Below are 17,989 nucleotides of genomic sequence, written 5' to 3'. Positions count from 1 at the left end.
TAAATATGCAGACCTACGCCTTTTAGAAATCAACCGAGCGAGGTGCCGATCAGCGGAAAACACGCTCGTTCCGCATTCCCCAGTCCGCATACAGATCTGCCATGATTGTTCGAAATTGCTGTTCGGTGGCGGCAAGGGATGTTTTGCTTGCTTCGATCCCTCCGAAAACAAGGGCCTCGTCCCCGGCATGGACATCGTCAACATCAGTCACGTCAACAACCAACGTATTCATCGAGATTTTGCCCAGGATCGGGGCGAGGCAGTTACCTAACACGACGGCAGCATCGGCGCTGATATCCCGCCGCAAGCCATTCGCATAGCCAATGGACAGGCAAGCCAGCTTGCGGTCGGAGCCCAGCCGGCACGCCCGGTCATAGCCGACAGATGCGCCCTTTGGGTATTCCCCAATGCTGACCACCCGCGCCTTTATATCCATCGTGGTCTGAAACCCCAGTTCCGGCTTCAATATCCCGTAGAGTATCGCACCACATCGGTACATGTCGGTTTCCACAGGTTCATCGGAAACGAGCGTCAATGAACTGCCAGCGTGAACCAGAATCTCTGACCGTTCCAATGGGCTGTTCGCGATAATCCAGGAAACCTGTTCCTGAAACAGTTTCCCGCTGGAACGCAGGTTTTCAGCGGAATTGCATGGGAAATGGGTGCAGATACCCACGATATCCCCAGCCAGCAAATCCAGGATCGACTTGCAGATTGACCGGCCATTTTCTGTCGAAATCTCTAATCCGTCGCGGGACATGCCCAGGGCATTCAACGCCAGATGTGCGCGCACCCAGTGACCCGCGACTTTGAGGGCTTTCAATTTTTCGGCGATTGCAAGAGAGCTAACCTGTTCCTCTACCCGTGCTTCCAACGCATGATCTATTTCGTCGGGTGTCGCAGCGCGCAGGCGCATCAAGGTGCCTTCAAAACCCGCATTGCGCACGGCAAAGGCCTCGGCATTCGATGTAATGCCAATACAGGTAACACCCTGTGCCTGCACCAGTGGCACAACATGTGAAATTCCATGACCATAGGCATCGGCCTTGAGGACCGCGCAAAGTTTGCGCCCTGCTGGCACGAGTCCCAGCGTCAACTCCAGGTTCCGCGAAATCCGGTCTAGATGAATTTCGCACCAGGAACCGGGGAAACTATGAGAGGTCATGATCCGCGCGGTCCCAACAGGCTTTCGACGATTCCACAGAATTGGTCGACGACGACAGGCAGCAAAGCATCAGGGAAATCATAGTCGGGATTATGCAGCTGGGGCTGGTTTTCACCGGACCCGATGTAAAGCATTGTCGCCTTTGCCCCGTCATCTCCGATCCGCCCGAAATCCTCGGACCAGCGCATCGGCAACGCCATTTCGTTGATTGAATGCCCCAGTTTTTGTGCGACATCCCGTGCGATGGCCGTTGCATCAACATCGTTCACCACGGACGGGAATATGTCGTGCCACAGCACGCCCAGTTTCAACGCGCCCTTGCTGCGCTCCACCTCGGCCAGCGCATCGGTGATCAAAGATTCCATGCGCGCATTCGACATGGTGCGCAGGGTCAGCCGCAGCTCACCTTCTGCCGGCGCGATACCAAATGTGGGCTCGCCCAAATGGGCGTGGGTCAGCGTTGATAGCGCAAAGGTATCCTCTCCAATCGTTCCGCCACCCAAGCCCGGCAGAGACGTCATCAGCGTGGCCATCGCATGCGCGGGCGACAGCCCGTCTTCGGGTGCCGCAGCGTGAGAACTCTTTCCCTCGAACAGGATCTGCATGCCACGCGACGCGCAATTGCCGGGTCCGGACCGCAGACCGATTTCCCCCAAGGGCCGACCAGGCACATTATGATAGGCAAAGGCATAGTCAGGACGAATTTCGCGCCATCTGTCATCTTCGACAACCGCCCTTGCCCCGGCGCCGGTTTCTTCGGCGGGTTGGAACAACAAGATCACACGGCCTGAGGCAGGTCGCATCTTCAGCCACATCCCGACGCCAAGCATGGACACCATATGGCCATCGTGGCCGCAAAGATGGCCCTTGCCCTCAATCAGGGATTTATACGGCAGGTCGGACAGCTCGCGGATTGGCAGCCCGTCAAGTTCACACCGCAGCAAGACTGTTGGACCGGCGGCAGCCCCCTTGAATTCCGCCGCAACGCCCTGCCCGCCCAGACCTTGCCAGATGCGGTCTGCGCCAAGCGCCTCCAGCTCGGTGGTGATACGCCGGGCTGTTGCAATCTCTGCGCCAGAGACCTCAGGATTGCGGTGCAGATCATGACGCAGCGCGGTCAATTGCGTAAGTTGGCTGGGGGTAAGGGGTTGCATGGTCATACCTTCAGAATATTTCCAGCAGCCCGGCCGCACCCTGCCCGCCACCAACACACATGGAAACGACGCCCCATTTCGCGCCACGGCGGTGTCCTTCCAGCAGGATATGCCCCGCCATACGCGCACCGGACATGCCATAAGGGTGCCCGATGGAAATGGCGCCGCCGTTCACGTTCAGACGCTCATCAGGGATGGACAGCGTATCGCGGCAATAAAGAAGTTGCGCCGCGAAGGCCTCGTTGATTTCCCAAAGGTCGATATCCTCCACGGTCAGCCCCGCACGCGCAAGAAGACGTGGTATGGCCACCACGGGGCCAATGCCCATTTCTTCGGGTGCGACCCCGGCCACGGCAAAGCCACGCAACGCGCCAAGCGGTGCAAGGCCGCGACGCTCCGCCTCTGACGCTTCCATGATGACCAGGGCTGCGGCCCCGTCCGACAGCTGGCTGGCATTGCCTGCCGTGACGGTCATGCCTTCGCCTTTCACGGCCGCGAGGCCTGAAAGGGCCTCGGCGGTTGTGCCGGGGCGGTTGCACTCGTCCCGTTCAAGGCGCACCGCCTCCTCAAAGGTTTCGCCGGTGGCCTTGTCTGTGACAAGTTTCACTGCATCGACCGGCACGATTTCATCCGCGAACAGCCCCGCGTCCTGCGCCTTGGCCGTGCGCATCTGACTTTGCAGCGCATAGGCATCTTGGGCCGCGCGGGTGACGCCATATCGCTGCGCGACCACCTCGGCCGTGTCGAGCATGCCAAGGTAATATTCGTCGCGCACAGATGGATCATGGTAGCGGTAGCTGTTCCAATGCGCGTTCTGCACCAGCGAAATGCTGTCGACCCCGCCGGCAAGCGTCACGTCTACACCTTCACAGCGCACCATATGCGATGCGATGGCAATCGCGTTAAGACCCGACGCACATTGCCGGTCGACTGTCGCGCCAGCCACACTGTCGGGCAGGCCCGCAGCCTGAACGATATGCCGGGCTACGTTGATACCCGCGGACCCTTGGGTCAGGGCCGACCCGAACACCGCCTCTTCCACCTCGCTGCCGGTCAGGCCCGCACGCACCAGCGCCGCCTTGACCGCATGTGCGGCAAGGCTGGGCACCTCAAGATTGTTGAACGCCCCGCGATAGGCTTTGCCGATCGGTGTGCGGGCGGTTGAAACGATGACAGCATCGCGCATGTCTTATACCTCTTCTGTGCCGCACCAATCGGCGATGAACAGTGCGGTTGCCTTGGTAATGCGACGCATGCTTTCCAAATCGACACGTTCGTTGAAACCATGAATCGCCTCGGCGCGCGGGCCATAGACCAGTGCCGGTATGTCCGCATAAAGCCCGAAAAAGCGTGCATCGGTGGTCGCCGTGATCGCCTCGCGCTGCAAGGCCGTTCCGCTGACGCTGTGGTGTGCCTTGTCCAGTGCAGTAATGGCCGAGGCCGCGTTCGCGGAACTGTCGCGGGACAGCGCGTATCCTTCTGCGTGAAATCCGTGATAGACGATTTCGGGCAGTGAATTGCGCAGGAACGCGTTATCGCGCGCCGCATTGGTGATGACCTGTTCGATTTCGGCCTTGGCCGCATCGATCGACTGGCCCGGAAAGATCGCCATACGGACGTCGAATACAGCCCAGGCAGGGACGGAACTTGTCCAGTCACCCCCTGCAATCTTGCCGATATTGAGGTTCAGCGCGTGGTCCATATGGGCGTATTCCCCGGGCCGGTTTTCCGACGCGTTCCAGCGATCTTCCATCTGATGCAAAGCTTGAATCAGCGGAAACGCCGCCTCGATCGCATTTGCCCCGGTCCCGGCATAGGCGACGTGGGTCGGCAGCCCCTTGAGGTGAACCTGAAACCAGATGACACCCAGCTGGGCAGTGACCAGGTGTTCCGAGAACGGCTCTGGGATCAGCGCGGCGTCGGCGGTGTAGCCGCGCGCCAGACAGGCCAGCGCGCCGTTGCCGGTGCATTCTTCCTCGACCACGGATTGGAAATAGACGTCGCCATCCGGCGCAAGCCCGCAGCTGGCCAGCGCATCAAGTGCAAAGAGATTGGATGCCAGACCGGCCTTCATGTCCCCGCCGCCGCGCCCATAAAGCCAACCGTCCGCGACGCGTGGTTCAAAGGGTGGGCTGTCCCACATGTCCAGCGGCCCCGCAGGCACGACGTCGATATGTCCGTTCAGGATCAGCGATCGACCATTTTGTGTTTGGGACCGATGGATGCCAACGACATTCACCGCATCATCATAAGGGCCCAGCACTGGGGAAAAACCGGGTAGATGCTGGATTTCGGCAATATCTATCTGCCAGCGGTCGATCTCAAATCCCCGCGCCACCAGCTCATCAGCCATGAACCCCTGTGCCGATTGCTCGTTTCCACGGGTCGAGGGGTGCGATGTCAGCGCGGACAGAAACGCGATCTGCCGGTCAAACGTCTGATCGACAGCATCACACAGGCGGTTTTTCAGGTCTTCATACATCAGAATTCTCAGAATCTAGGCAGGGGCATATCAGGCACAACCAAGGGCGCGCCGGTTGCTGCGGCAACGTCAGCAACGCTGACCCCGTCCGCAATTTCAACAAGGACAAAACCATCTGCCGTTACATCAATCACGGCCATGTCGGTAAATATCCGCGATACGCAAGCGCGCGCTGTCAGCGGCAGGGAACATTCCTGTTTCAGCTTGGGGTTTCCCGCACGGTCCGTGTGGGTGGTCAGAACAACGACCCGCCGCGCCTTTTGCGCAAGCTCGATCCCGCCACCAACGCCGGGGCTGAACTTTCCCGGAATTTTCCAATTGGCCAGATCACCTGCAGCGCTGACTTCAAACGCGCCAAGCATGGTCAGGTCAAGCCGGCCGGACCGGACAATGGCAAAGCTGGTGGCACTGTCGAAAAAGGCGGATCCGGGAACCGTTGACACATAGGCCCCGCCCGCGTCGATCAGGTTCCGGTCCGCCCGGTCGGGTGACAGAGACGGGCCGATCCCCGTCAGGCCGTTCTCGGTATGCAGACATACCGGAAAATCTGCGGGTAAATGGTTGATCACCCTGGTCGGCAAGCCAATCCCAAGATTGACAACCATGCCCGGCGCGATTTCGCGCGCAGCGCGGGCCACCATACGATCCCTAACGTTGGACAACGGCGTATTCCTTTGACAGTTCCCTCAGCTCGGCGACGTGATCGACAAACACACCGGGCGTGTGGACATCATCCGCACGCAACTGGCCAAGGGGCACAATCTGCTCGGCTTCGGCAATGACGCAATCGGCGGCCATTGCCATCAGCGGATTAAAATTGCGCGCCGTCGCAACATAGGCCAGATTGCCGAAACTGTCGGCGCGACCAGCATGGATCAGGGCCACATCGGCACGCAAGGCCGGCTCGACCACGAAGTCTTTGCCTTCCATTTCAACGACCTGTTTACCCTCGGCCAGTTCCGTTCCGATCCCAATATCGCTGAGAATTGCACCGATCCCGGCGCCACCGGCCCTGATGCGCTCGGCAAGGATACCCTGCGCATTGAACTCTACCTCCAGCTTGCCGGTATTCATCAAGGCAATTGCATTGCCGTTCAAACCAAGATGCGTGGTAATCAGGCGCGCAACCTGCCCGCTTTGCAGCAGATGATCGATCCCCATACCGGGTTCGTTTGCGTCGTTCTTGATCAGGGTCAGGTTTCGTGCACCATGGTCCACCAGAGCATGAATCAGCGTCATCGGCGTGCCCGGCACCCCGAACCCACCAATCATGACGGTATCGCCATCCTTGATTTCGCCAACCGCATCCGCAATGGCGCATCGCTTGTCAGGAAGCTTCATAGCGCAGGCTCCACCGGCAATCCTACTTCGTCAGCAAAGGCATCCAGGGCATCCCGCAGGATCACCATCAACTCTTTGATCTGCATTTCGGTGATGATCAGCGGTGGCGCAACAAGGAAATGGTCACCTGCCTTCCCACCCCGCGTGCGGCGCGAATAGATGATCAAACCGCGCGCATACGCCAGTTCGACAAGCCGGTCATAGGCGTTCAGCTTGGGGTCCAGCGGCTCCATTGTGGCGCGGTCGGCGACAAATTCAAACGCGGTCAGCAACCCCTTGCCACGGACATCACCAATAAAGGGATACCGGTCCATCAATGCGCGCAATTCGCCCATCAGCACCTCGCCCATGCGCGCGGCATTCTCGATCAGTCCCTGATCTTCCATTTCTTCAAGCACGGCCAGTCCGGCCGAACAGGCCAGCGGATTGCCCGCATAGGTAAAGCCATGCAGGAACCCGCCCGCATCCAGGACAGGCTCTACCAGGCGCGCGCTGGCAACGATGGCACCCAAAGGCGCGTAACCCGCACCAAAGCCCTTGGACATGGCCACGATATCGGGGGTAATGCCCCAGTGCTCCGCGGCAAGAAATTTGCCCGTGCGCCCCGCGCCTGTCATGACTTCGTCGTAGATCAACAGCACGCCGTATTCGTCGCAAATCTCGCGCACGCGGCCATAGTAACTATCGGGCGCCACCAACGCCCCGGTCGAGGCGCCACCGACAGGCTCCATCAGGAAGGCCAAAACGGTATCCGGCCCCAACTCCTCGATCTTGTCGCGCAAGAGTTCCGCATATTTCAGCCCGCGCTCTTGCTCGGTCAGGTTGTCCCGATCCAGATAGGTCGCGGGTGCGGCAATCTTGGGCATCCCTTGCATCATCGGGGCAAAAGGTTCGCGCAACGGGGCATAACCGGTCAGGTCCAGCGCGCCCAGCGTGCAGCCATGATATGATGGAAAGCGGGAAATCACCTTGTAACGTGAAGTTTGCCCCTGTGTCAGGGCATATTGCCGTGCGAGCTTTATGGCACTTTCCACCGCCTCGGACCCGCCCGAGACAAAGAACACACGGTCCAGCCCTTCGGGTGTCATCGCCACAGTCTTGGCGGCCAGATCTTCGGAGGGATGGGTGCGAAAATGCAGGCGGTAGCCAAATGTGGCCTTGTCCATCTGGGCCTTGATCTTGGCCAGAACACGCGGATTGGAATGCCCGATATTCGACACCATCGCCCCGGAAGAGCCGTCAATGTAGCGTTTGCCACTTTCGTCGAACAGGTAGATGCCCTCTCCTCGGTCAAGGAACGGGCGCGGATTGCGGGACTGATAGAACAGAGCGGAAGATTGGTCTGTCACTTGGCACCTGCCAGATGTTTACGTAGAAATTCCTTGGTCCGGTCCTTGGTCGGGTTCTTGAACACCACTTCGGGCGGACCTTCCTCGACAACGACGCCCTGATCCATAAACAAGACCCGGTCACAGACTGACGCGGCAAAGTCCATTTCATGGGTGACGATGATCATGGTCATGTGCTCTTCGGCCAGCTTTTTCATGACCATGTTGACCTCGTCCACAAGTTCAGGATCCAATGCCGATGTCGCCTCGTCGAACAGCATCAGCTTGGGCTTCATCGCCAATGCCCGGGCAATCGCCACGCGCTGTTTCTGGCCGCCGGAAAGCCGTGAAGGATAATAGTCGATCCGGTCGAGCATGCCGACCTTCTCCAGCTGCTCCTCGGCCAGTGCATCGGCCTCTTCCTTGGACAACCCCTTGAGCAGCTTCGGTGCCATGGTGACATTTTCACGGGCGGTCATATGCGGGAACAGGTTGAAGTGCTGGAACACCATCCCGATCTGCTGGCGCATCTCGTTGATATGCTTTTCATATTGGCGGTGCGGCAGGGTCTTGTTCACCTGCACCCCGTCCAGAAAAACCTCGCCCCCCGTCAAGGGGTCAAGATCGTTGATCGCGCGCAGCAGCGTTGATTTCCCGGATCCCGAAGGACCAATGATCGCTACAATCTGCCCGCGCTCTACGGTCAGACTGATATCCTTGAGAACCTCGAGTGATCCATAGGATTTCTGCGCGTGACAAATTTCAACAAAGTTTTTCTGATCGGTCATATTTGGCCCCTTAAGATCAGCGCGAGATTGAGATGCGGCGCTCTATTTTGCGCACGACCCATTCCATGCCAAGATTGATGACGTAATAGAAAGCGGCGGCCATCAGGTAGAATTCGAATGGGCGATAGGTTCTGCCGATCACCCGCTGTGCCGAAAGCGTCAGTTCGCTCACGCCGATGACCGATACCAAAGCACTGTCCTTGAGAAGCGCGATCATGTTGTTGCCAATCGGCGGGATCACGGCACGCACCGCCTGCGGGATCACCACCTTGCGCAGCGCCTGACCACGCGACAGGCCGACGGTCCGTGCGGCCTCCATCTGGCCCTTGTCCACCGAAAGGATCGCCGTCTGGATCAGTTCAGAGTTATAGACCGCGAAATGCAGCCCCAACCCGATGATCCCGGCGACAAACGCCGGAAGATCGATTCCGATCTGCACCAACCCGAAATAGATCAGGAACAGCTGCAAGAGCAGCGGTGTGCCCATGAACACCCATGCGATCAGCCGAAACGGCTGGCGGATGATCCATGGCCCGTAAAGCGCCGCCACCGCGAACACGATACCGCCGAAAAAGCTGAGAACCGCCGCTGCGAACGTGATGCCTATCGTCCATGCACAGCCCAGCAAAAGGATATCAAGGTATTGGGGAACAACCGAAAAATCGAGGCCCATTGTGTCTGTCCTTCCCGATCAGGTGATCTGCACCTTGCGATCCAGCCAGGCAACGCCCCGACCGGTCACATAGATGATGATCATGTAAAGAATCCCCGCGAGCAGGAACATTTCGAACGGCTTATAGGTCGAGCCGATATAGCGTTGCGCCGTATAGGTCAGTTCAATGACCGAGATCGCAGCCACCAAAGCAGTCGCCTTGATCAGCATGTTCAGGTTCACGCCAAGTGGCCGCACCATCAGCCGGGCAGCCTGCGGCAGAGTGATGTTGTACATCGCCTGCCACTGGCTGAGGCCCAGTGTACGGGCTGCTTCACGCTGGCCCTTGTCGATCGAGATGATCGCACCACGGATTGTTTCCGTCATATAGGCCCCGGCATTAATCCCCAGACCGATGACACCCGCCTCGAAGGCATCAAGCTGGATGCCTATCTGTGGTCCACCGAAATATAGGATGAATAACTGGATCAGCGCCGGGGTGCCGCGAAACAAGCTGACATAGGCTGCCCCCGCAAAGCGCAGCAATGCAAACCGCGACAAACGCGCCGCCGCCCCAAGCGCACCGCAGGTCAGCCCAAGCAGCGCCGTCAGAACCGACAGCAGGATCGTCACCCAGGCTGCCTCGAGAAAGAACGGATAGACCTTGAGCATCAGGTCAATGTCCATGTCACGCTCCTTTTTGCTGATCGCGCGGAAACGGGCACATCACGCCGTTTCGGTAAAAAAATTCGCAGCCTCATCACCGGCAGGCTGTTGTCCCCGGTCCATCGTGCGCGCCAGCATGGCCCGTGCAGATCGGTGGGCTATGTCCATTTTCAGGTGACTGCACAGGTCGATAAACGTCGGGCGAGCCTTCCGCCACAAAAAGTGGCGGAAGGCGTTCAGGTATCAACGGATATCCGCGCCGATCCATTCTTCGGCGATCTGCAGGTAGGTGCCGTCTTCCATCATGGAATCCAGCGCCGCCTGCATTTCTGCGGCCAGTTCGGGATTACCCTCGCGAATTGCAATGCCCGCGCCAAAAGGCTCGGTGGTTGGATCGGCAAACATCTCGAATTCCTGATCCTTTGCACCCATCGCAAGAATCGCAGCGATGGAATCGTTCACGATGGCATCAACACGCCCGTTTTCCAGTTCAAGCAGCAGTTCGGGCAGACCCTTGTAGGTGTTGATGTCGTAACCTCTCTCGCGCGCCCAATCCTCATGTGTCTCGCCCAGGGTCAGACCCACGCGCTTGCCTTCAAGGTCTTCCAGGCTGGTGATGCCAGAACCGGGTTTGGTGAAAATGGCGCGCTTGTCCGCATAGTACGGCCCGACAAAGTCGACGACTTCGTCACGTTCGGCCGTAATGGTCATGGAACCAACGATCGCATCGAATTTATTGGCGAGCAGACCGCCGATAATCCCATCCCAAGCGGTGGTGACAATCTCTGCCTCCAGGCCCATGCGGCGGGCAATCTCTGATCCGATGGCCGGGTCAAAACCGACAACTTCGTTCTGATCATTGACGAAGTTGAACGGTGGATAGGCCCCCGACATCGCAATGCGGATGACGCCCGCTTCTTTGAGGTCTTCAAGTTCATCGGCAGCGGCAGCGTTCAGTCCGGCGACAGCAAGGCCCGCTGCAACGACGGCCGATTTCAGAATTATACGGCGTGATGTCATTTTCGTCTCCATGTTGGTTGTAATGCGGGGCAGATATTTCGCCCACGTAAAATCGGCGGATTTCGCCCGCTCTGAAAAAAACCTTGCATGACATCTGATATTGGTCAAATAGATATTCAACATCATCATTATAGTTTTTATCAATGAGCCTACCACATCGCAGCCGTTTTCCCTGGAACCTTGACTGGAACCTGCTTCGCACTTTCATGGTGGTCGTGGAGCAGCGCGGCATATCGAAGGCGGCAACCTTCCTCGGCTTGAAACAGCCGACAATTTCTTCGGCCCTCAAACGATTGGAGCAGGCCGTTGGCAAGACACTCGTCATCCGCAAACCGAATGAATTCACAGTCACCCGCGCGGGTCAGGTTCTTTATGCAGAATGCGCCACGATCTTCGGAACCGTGTCCCAACTTCCGACCATTCTGAATGAGAACAATACGGATCTGAGCGGACATTTATCAATCGCGATAACCAGTTCTGTGGTGTCTGAGCACTTTGATGATTTTCTCAATCGGTTTTCCAATGCATTCCCGAATGTGACCTATTCGTTTACGGTGAACGAAAGTGACGAGGTCGAAAAGATGGTCACCTTGAACCGGTCAAGTTTCGGGATCTGCTTGCTGTCGCGGACCCCAAAGAAGCTCAAGACCATGGTGCTTTACAAAGAATATTTTGGCCTTTTCTGCGGCGAGCGTCACCGCCTGTTCGGTGCCGGCACCATCTCCGAGGAAGACCTTGAAGGCGAACCATTCGTCGCCTTTCAAACCGAGGCTGAAGGTGGGCCACTTGAGGCCATTTCCATCTTGCGGTCGCGATTGAATCTGTCGCGCAACTGGCGTGGGGTGTCCTCTAGTTTGAACGAAATCCGCCGCCTGATCATGGCGAATGTGGGGATTGGCGCCTTGCCGCTTCACGTGGCCCAGCAGGACGTTGCTGCGGGACGTCTGCGTCAGCTTCCGCCTTACGGGGACCTGCCGCAAGTCAGCATCTATCTTGTCAGCAATCCCGCCCGCCGATATTCCGAGGCCGAGATCATCTTTCTTTCGATGATCGAAACAGAGATGTCGAGATTCGAAATCTCGGAACGGACCTATGGGAACTAGGTGCTTTTACAGACAAAGCGTGTCAATGCAGCAGGGTGCGGTCGCTTGCGCACACTTATCAAAGGTGGGGCTTTCCCGTCTTGGGCAGGCACCCCGAACATGGGCGATCAGGGCTTTGGCAAAGGGCGTAGCAGTGCGGCCTCATCGCCGAACTTGTTGATGTAGGCGGTGGTCAAGCCCAGGCATTCGGTAGAACCACATTCGGTCTGATGCGGGCATTGATAAAAACCGTTGCGATCAAATTCGGTCCAGAATTCCGGGTCTATCACCAGCATGGGTTGCGCATTGACAACAGCATCGCCCAGTTCACCCAAGAGACATTCGGGGAAATTCTTGGCCTCGACATAACACCCCCGACTGCGGCACTTGCCAATTGCCTCGCGCAGATACGGCAGGATATCGGCATGTCGTGCCGCAAGATCCTTGGGATCGGATTCGGCCATCGGAAAGAAATTCCAGAACTCCATTTGCACCAGTTGTTTCAAATGCGCCAGCGCATCGACCATCCCGGGCAACAGCATGTAGCTTTGCGTCGTGATGACAGAGTTGGTGATCAGTTTGACATGGTCATACTTGTCCAGATGCAAGAGGCCTTGCATCATCTTGTCCCAGGCCCCGCTGACTTGCGTGATGCGATCATGGCTCTTTGCGTCTGAACCCGCGACAGAAACAAAGAATTCGTCAATACCCGCATCTACCAACCGATCGGCATAATCGGTGCGCCCCAGATGCATTCCGTGGGTCTGGATCCGAATATGTTTGAACCCCGCAGTTTTCGCCTTGCGCGCAATCTCGGGCAGGTCACGTCGCAACGTGATTTCTGACCCCGTCAGCACCAGACCTTCCCAACGCCCAGTGTCCGCCTGATCGCGGCAAACACGCTCGAATGTATCTTCCGATGTTGGCGCAAGGCGGTCCATCGTGCCTTCAATCATGCAATGCACACATTTCAGGTTGCAGCGGAACTCCATCGTCAAGGAAACATATTTTTCATGGTCACGCAGGCTTAGCCCCTGAACACGGTCAAGCTGTGCCACCGGCGTTGTCAGCCCTACCCGCGTGCCGGGTGTTTGCACAACCTGCAAGGCCGCGCGCGGATCGTGCCTAGAGGAGACCATAAAAACTTCCTTTCGTTGGCGTGACACGCCCTTCTCGATCGCAAGAGAAATCCCAGCCCACATCGTATAGATGATGGTCCAATGCGTCATGGTTCTCGGCAAGGAATTCCTGCAAATCCTTTGGGAAATTCAGCTTTTCCAGAAAATAAGCCAGTTGGGCGGCCCGAATACGCGAAAAATAAAGACCATCCCGGCGCTGCTTGTTCGCGACAACGATGGTTTCAGCCCCTTCCATCTGTGGCCACAACAAATCTTGTGGATTGATACGACCGGCCGGCAGATGGATCGATTCCGTCAGCTTGTCATGGATATGACGGGCCTCGCGCACGGCATCAAAGAAAAAGTAGAAATTGCGCATTTCATAGCCGCTCTCGGACAGCCCATAGCAAATCCCCGAAGACACATTGGACCCGGGATTGCCCATGTAGATGTCGATCTGATCCAGCGGTGCGCCCGTCAGGTGCCCTGGTTCGATTTCGACCGAAAACATGAAATATGGCAGCGTATCATCGGGCGTAAGATCGCAGGCCAGTTGCGATTGGGTCACGCGCAGAAAGTCGGTGATGCCCAGATCGCGCTCGTCTCGGGCATAGTCGTAGAAATAGAACTCCCAACTCGGGCCTGCTGCCGACCATTTCATCCCCCAGACCGTCGCGCACCGGCCCCATGCATTTCGGATTGCATCCGTCAGGACAGCCATTTCCGGACCAAGCCCCGCGCTGTCAAAACTCTTGTATAACAGTGCAGAAGTCCGCAGCGCATCATCGCTGGGCACCCTGGGCCGATCATAGGGCCAGATACAGAAATCCCGGGCTACGTCACCGGGGCGGCTGAATTGTGCACGTGCCTTTGCGTCCCAGTCGATCATAACAGTCTGGCCCCATGGTAAATCGCGGCGAACATGGCCCCTGCCCCGTCCTTTCCAACGGCCACATGCCCCAATCGGTCATTCGGCTTTGCATCAAGAAACCCACTTGGGTCCAGTTCGAACGCCTTGAATAGCGGCCCGAGGATATGGGCGGCAACCGCAAGCGTGACCTTTGCGTCCGCAACCGAGATATCGACCGAAACCCGTGCCGACCTGCAGTCCGTCACGTGCAGAACGACCGCCTCTTCATCGGGGTCGCCATCGCGGGCAAGTTGCAGACAGGCATGTGTCGCAGCCCTGATCGGCCCATCGGGCACCAGCGCATCAATCAGCCTTTGCTTTTCGCGATGGGGTTGATCCGCAATGCTTGTATAATGATTAAGGCGCACATCGCTGCCACGCCATTTCAAAGCAAGGAACACCAGATTGGGCAAAGGGGCCTGAGGCGGCGCAAATTCGAGATAGCATTTTCCGATATCACCGTCTGCGCCGAAATGGACAGATTGTGCCTGCCGCAGATACGGATCAAGTGCTCCGCTGTCAGGGCAGCCCAGTGCGGCGCAGGTTTCTGCCAACGTGCCGCGCGGCCCGGGATAAAGCGCGCGTTTGTCCATGCTGATCAAACCCCTGTCTGCCGCCACACGCCCCGCGCTCAGCTTGACGGATCGTTCAAAGATCCGCGGCGCGCCCAGTTCGGCCGTGACTGCAAGCAGACGGGAAACGGTCACGTCAACCTGCGGATGGAAATGTCAAGATACAGCGGTGTCCCGCAGGCAGTAACCCACCGGGGTTGGGCAGCTCCAGTTCCACACCAAATGTCCCCGAAGCCGCGTCAAATACCTGATCATAGGCAATGACCTTGGCCTGATAACTGTCGGTGATCGGGGCGGCAGGCGACACTGTCGCAACCAGACCGTTCGTGATCTCGGGATAAAGCGCGACCGGAAGAAAGGCTTCGATCAGCAGCGGGTCCATCTGCACGATGGATACGATCGTGCCATTGGGCGCCACAAATTCCCCCGCAGAAAGGTTCTTGGTCAGAACCACACCGTCTATGGGGCTTTTGATTGTGCGTTGCGATAACTGTTGCTGCGCGCGGGCAAGCTCCTGTCCGGCGATCTCTTTATCAAGGACAGCCTGCGCCAACAGCGCCTCTGCGGTGACCAGCTCTGCTTCGACTTCCTGCAACTGATCGGCTGACGCGACATTGCGCGCTACAAGTGTTTCGATCCGTTGCTGTTGCAGCTTGATCAAATCACGGCGGGCTGTCTGGGCCTTGATCGCCACATCATTCCCGGCGCGGGTTTCCAACAGCCCGATCGTGGCGCGTTCCACCGAACTTTCCAACTGTGCGATGGTCTGCCCTGTGGTCACGGCGGTGCCGCGCCGCACAATGACATCCTGCAGCAAACCCGCGACGGGGGCGCCGACCTCGATGATATCGGCGGGATCCATCACGCAATCGAAATTCTCTTGGGCCAACCCCTGTGCATGGGCTCCCGTTGCTGCGATGCCAAGGAACGCACTGGCTAAAATGGACGCAAATCGCATGGGTGGCTCCTGTCGGTGGTGACTTGGGTTGATCTTATTCAAGCTGGCCGGAAAACGCCATCACGTCCCCCAGATTTCGGTCCTGGTTCATCAGGTCGCGGCGCATCTGGGAATGGGCGGATTCAGTCTTGCGCTGGCGGTCACGGATAAAGTTGCCAATTGCCCGCGTGCCCAGGATAAACGACACGACATAAGCGACCCGCCGGGCACGGGCGGCGTCCGGCCCCTGCATCAGATCGTCCTCAAGGCTCAGGTAGGCCTCGATCCTGCCCGGTTCACCCTGCCGCCCACACCGTCCCTCGAGCTGGCGGTCAACGCGGCGGCTGTCATGGCGTTCCGTCAGGATCACGGTCAAGCCGCCGTTGTCGGCCACACCCGGCCCGAGTTTGATATCGGTGCCGCGCCCCGCCATATTGGTTGCCACCGTAATCTGACCACGCTGACCTGCCTGCGCGACGATCGCCGCCTCGTCTGCATCTTGATCCGCCGATAGTGTCTGATGGGGCAGCCCTGCATCGGTCAACCACTTGCTGACCTCTTGCGACGCAAGGATCGACCGGGTGCCAATCAGGACCGGCTTGCCATCGGCATGCAATCTGGCCACGCGTCTTGTGATCGCCTTCCACTTGGCATTGGCCGTGCGGAACACACGGTCGGGCGATCGCCGCCTGATATCACGCTTGTTCGTCGGGATTTTTACGACGGCCAGTTTATAAACCGTCCATAATTCCCATGCAGCATCCTGCGCCGTTCCGGTCATGCCACCAATCCGGCGATACCGGCGGAAAAACCGCTGATAGGTCATCCGCGATAAGGTTTCGTTGGTCGGTGATATTTCGAGACCCTCTTTCAGTTCGATCATCTGGTGCAATCCGTCCGACCATGTCCGGTCGGGCATTGTGCGTCCCGTGTTTTCATCGACGATCTGCACCTTGTCGTCCTTGATGATGTAGGTATCGCCAAGCTGGAACAGATGCAGCGCATTCAAGGCTTGCTGGACGGCATGATCACGGATCACAGGGATTGAAAAAGTGTCCATCCGCCCTTCGGTCAGATCCTCAAGGTAATCATAACCCGGCTCTAGAATTTCAACCCGTTTCACCCCGCGCGGCAATTTGAAGTGACGGTTTTCGATCATCCCTTTGGCGGCCTGCATCCCGGCGATGAATACCGCGTCCGGAATCCCACCTTCCAGTGCGCCGGCACCCGAAATGATCAGCGGTGTCCGCGCCTCGTCGATCAGCACGCTGTCAGCCTCGTCGATGATCGCAAAAGGCAGCCCTTGCATGCGCAAAGGCTCTGTCGGGCCGCCGCCGGGGATCAGTTTATCGACCTTGCGGCGCAAGTTGCCGGGCGCACGCCGCAGGATCGCGCGGTCCCGCAGGTAATCAAAGGCCAGTTCCTTGTTTGTGCCATATACGATTTCCTGTTTATAGGCCATCTGTCGGCTCGGTCCGTCCTGACCTTCCAGAACGGTAGCACGGGTCAAACCCAGAAAATCATAAAGCGGGCCGGTTTCCTCGGAATCGCGCGCCGCCAGATAATCGTTGACCGTCATCACATGCACCTGACGGCCCGACAGCGCGATCGTCGCGACAGCCAGCGTCGCGCACAGCGTCTTGCCTTCGCCTGTGCGCATCTCGCTGACCTGTCCGCGCAACATGGCCCATGCCCCCAGAATTTGCACATCATAGTGGCGCAACTTGAGAACCCGCGCAGAGGCTTCGCGGATCAGCGCAAAAGCCTCGCCTGCGGCCCATGTCGGCAGATCCTGATCCCGCAAATTTTGTCGCAAACGCAGACGCAGCCCACGAACGCTGTCGCGTAATTGCGCATCCGTCATGCGGGCGAACCGGCGCTGGTGCCACCGCACGGCCCACAGGATCGGCCGCAAACGCAGGGCCCGCCACCGCGCGCCCTGTGCAACAAAGGCGCCCTGCACCCACGCCCAGGCGCGATCAAGTTCCGTCTCTTCGCGGTCGGACGCTTCTGCGTAGTCCACGATCCGGGGCAGCCGGACCCGACGCAAGGGTGTATCCGACACAAATTCAGACACGGAATTGCCGCAGGAACAACTGTCGAATGCTTCGGTAAAAGCGAAAACCGATCGGTTCCCGGCCATGGTCGAATTTGACCAATGCACGTGCACCTACCTTTGTGACCGGCATCGGGGCTTCAGTGGCGACTTCGAACTGAAACACACTTTGCAGTGTTGACAGCTCTGACAGGCCAGCGGGGTTCAGAACGATATCCCCCCCCGCTTGCGTCGAAAGTGCAAGCGAAGGAACCGTGTCCTGCGATTGTGGAATTTCTGCCACAAGCAAACCCTGAACCGAGGTGCCGATCGCATCTTGAAACATGATCTGGACATCCATCGTCCGGTTGCGCACGATTTCGGCCTGCGCCTGGGGAATGGCGACACGCAGGCGCATGTCATCACGCCCGACGACATAGCCCAATACCTCGCCCTGCCTGATCAGTTGGCCGGTCAAATTCTCGGCGGAGGGAATGACCGCCTTGCCGTCCACCGCCGCGCGCACGATCAGATCATCCCGCCGTCGCTGCAATCCGGCCAGTTGATCCTCTAGCAGCAGAACGCGGTCGCGCAGCAGCTGCGACTGAACCTGATCGACCAAAAGCACCGCGCGCAGGCGCAGCTGTGCCTCGCGCAAGCGGCTTTCAAGGATGGCAAGCTGATTTTCCAGATTGGGATCAATCATTTCCACGACCGGCTGCCCGCCAGAGACCTCTGT

17 protein-coding genes and 1 pseudogene are annotated in these 17,989 nt (G+C 58.2%); 1 reads left to right on the top strand and 17 read right to left on the bottom strand.

Translation table 11 applies throughout. The features are described from left to right. Positions 1–49: 49 nt before the first annotated feature. From ACTG4B_RS14075 to ACTG4B_RS14025, 11 genes are all read right to left on the bottom strand, one after another. Entirely contained in the window at positions 50–1,165 is a 1,116-nt protein-coding gene (locus ACTG4B_RS14075) for an alanine racemase (protein WP_439156337.1), read from the bottom strand. Next, on the bottom strand, positions 1,162–2,319 hold the full coding sequence (locus tag ACTG4B_RS14070; RefSeq protein WP_439156336.1) for an amidohydrolase: 1,158 nt from the start codon (positions 2,317–2,319) through the stop codon (positions 1,162–1,164). The genes ACTG4B_RS14075 and ACTG4B_RS14070 overlap by 4 nt, the downstream gene beginning before the upstream one ends. Positions 2,320–2,329: 10 nt before the next feature. Further along, positions 2,330–3,505 carry a thiolase family protein gene (locus ACTG4B_RS14065; RefSeq protein ID WP_439156335.1) on the bottom strand — a complete coding sequence of 392 codons (1,176 nt, stop codon included), beginning with the start codon at positions 3,503–3,505 and terminating at the stop codon, positions 2,330–2,332. Between the two features lie 3 nt (positions 3,506–3,508). Beyond that, on the bottom strand, positions 3,509–4,801 hold the full coding sequence (locus ACTG4B_RS14060; protein WP_439156334.1) for an ArgE/DapE family deacylase: 1,293 nt from the start codon (positions 4,799–4,801) through the stop codon (positions 3,509–3,511). A gap of 8 nt (positions 4,802–4,809) precedes the next feature. Next, positions 4,810–5,463, bottom strand: coding sequence for a 3-oxoacid CoA-transferase subunit B (locus ACTG4B_RS14055; RefSeq protein WP_439156333.1), 654 nt, complete (start codon positions 5,461–5,463; stop codon positions 4,810–4,812). Then, positions 5,450–6,142, bottom strand: a complete 693-nt coding sequence (locus ACTG4B_RS14050; RefSeq protein WP_439156332.1) for a CoA transferase subunit A — start codon at positions 6,140–6,142, stop codon at positions 5,450–5,452. The genes ACTG4B_RS14055 and ACTG4B_RS14050 overlap by 14 nt, the downstream gene beginning before the upstream one ends. Further along, positions 6,139–7,491 carry an aminotransferase family protein gene (locus tag ACTG4B_RS14045; RefSeq protein WP_439156331.1) on the bottom strand — a complete coding sequence of 451 codons (1,353 nt, stop codon included), beginning with the start codon at positions 7,489–7,491 and terminating at the stop codon, positions 6,139–6,141. Before ACTG4B_RS14045 ends, ACTG4B_RS14050 begins: the two co-directional genes overlap by 4 nt. Then, entirely contained in the window at positions 7,488–8,258 is a 771-nt protein-coding gene (locus ACTG4B_RS14040) for an amino acid ABC transporter ATP-binding protein (protein ID WP_439156330.1), read from the bottom strand. The genes ACTG4B_RS14045 and ACTG4B_RS14040 overlap by 4 nt, the downstream gene beginning before the upstream one ends. 16 nt (positions 8,259–8,274) lie before the next feature. Continuing rightward, the gene (locus tag ACTG4B_RS14035) at positions 8,275–8,931 is read right to left on the bottom strand and encodes an amino acid ABC transporter permease (RefSeq protein WP_439156329.1); all 657 of its coding nucleotides are present in this window, start codon (positions 8,929–8,931) and stop codon (positions 8,275–8,277) included. An 18-nt stretch (positions 8,932–8,949) separates the two neighbouring features. Beyond that, a complete protein-coding gene (locus tag ACTG4B_RS14030) occupies positions 8,950–9,597 on the bottom strand; it encodes an amino acid ABC transporter permease (RefSeq protein WP_439156328.1) in 648 nt (215 codons plus the stop codon). A 222-nt stretch (positions 9,598–9,819) separates the two neighbouring features. Beyond that, entirely contained in the window at positions 9,820–10,596 is a 777-nt protein-coding gene (locus tag ACTG4B_RS14025; protein WP_439156327.1) for a transporter substrate-binding domain-containing protein, read from the bottom strand. A gap of 143 nt (positions 10,597–10,739) precedes the next feature. Here ACTG4B_RS14025 and ACTG4B_RS14020 point away from each other — a divergent pair, with 143 nt between their 5' ends. Next, the gene (locus tag ACTG4B_RS14020; protein WP_439156326.1) at positions 10,740–11,699 is read left to right on the top strand and encodes a LysR family transcriptional regulator; all 960 of its coding nucleotides are present in this window, start codon (positions 10,740–10,742) and stop codon (positions 11,697–11,699) included. A 107-nt stretch (positions 11,700–11,806) separates the two neighbouring features. Here the strand turns inward: ACTG4B_RS14020 and ACTG4B_RS14015 are convergent, their stop codons facing one another. The 6 genes and pseudogenes from ACTG4B_RS14015 to ACTG4B_RS13990 all read right to left on the bottom strand — a co-directional run. Further along, entirely contained in the window at positions 11,807–12,817 is a 1,011-nt protein-coding gene (locus ACTG4B_RS14015) for a radical SAM protein (RefSeq protein ID WP_439156325.1), read from the bottom strand. Then, positions 12,804–13,685 carry a hypothetical protein gene (locus ACTG4B_RS14010; protein ID WP_439156324.1) on the bottom strand — a complete coding sequence of 294 codons (882 nt, stop codon included), beginning with the start codon at positions 13,683–13,685 and terminating at the stop codon, positions 12,804–12,806. Before ACTG4B_RS14010 ends, ACTG4B_RS14015 begins: the two co-directional genes overlap by 14 nt. Then, positions 13,682–14,413 (bottom strand): hypothetical protein, encoded by a 732-nt coding sequence (locus tag ACTG4B_RS14005; RefSeq protein WP_439156323.1) that lies wholly within the window; start codon positions 14,411–14,413, stop codon positions 13,682–13,684. The genes ACTG4B_RS14010 and ACTG4B_RS14005 overlap by 4 nt, the downstream gene beginning before the upstream one ends. 1 nt (position 14,414) lies before the next feature. Next, positions 14,415–15,236, bottom strand: a complete 822-nt coding sequence (locus ACTG4B_RS14000) for an efflux RND transporter periplasmic adaptor subunit (RefSeq protein ID WP_439156322.1) — start codon at positions 15,234–15,236, stop codon at positions 14,415–14,417. A gap of 34 nt (positions 15,237–15,270) precedes the next feature. Continuing rightward, positions 15,271–17,292, bottom strand: a complete 2,022-nt coding sequence (locus ACTG4B_RS13995; RefSeq protein WP_439156321.1) for a translocase — start codon at positions 17,290–17,292, stop codon at positions 15,271–15,273. Further along, positions 17,285–17,989 (bottom strand): annotated as a pseudogene (locus tag ACTG4B_RS13990) (peptidase M50); the annotation flags it as partial. The gene ACTG4B_RS13995 and the pseudogene ACTG4B_RS13990, both read right to left, overlap by 8 nt.

The sequence above is a fragment of the Yoonia sp. genome, from assembly GCF_965660735.1.
Classification (GTDB): domain Bacteria; phylum Pseudomonadota; class Alphaproteobacteria; order Rhodobacterales; family Rhodobacteraceae; genus Yoonia.
This window is presented reverse-complemented; position numbering and strand designations above follow the sequence as displayed.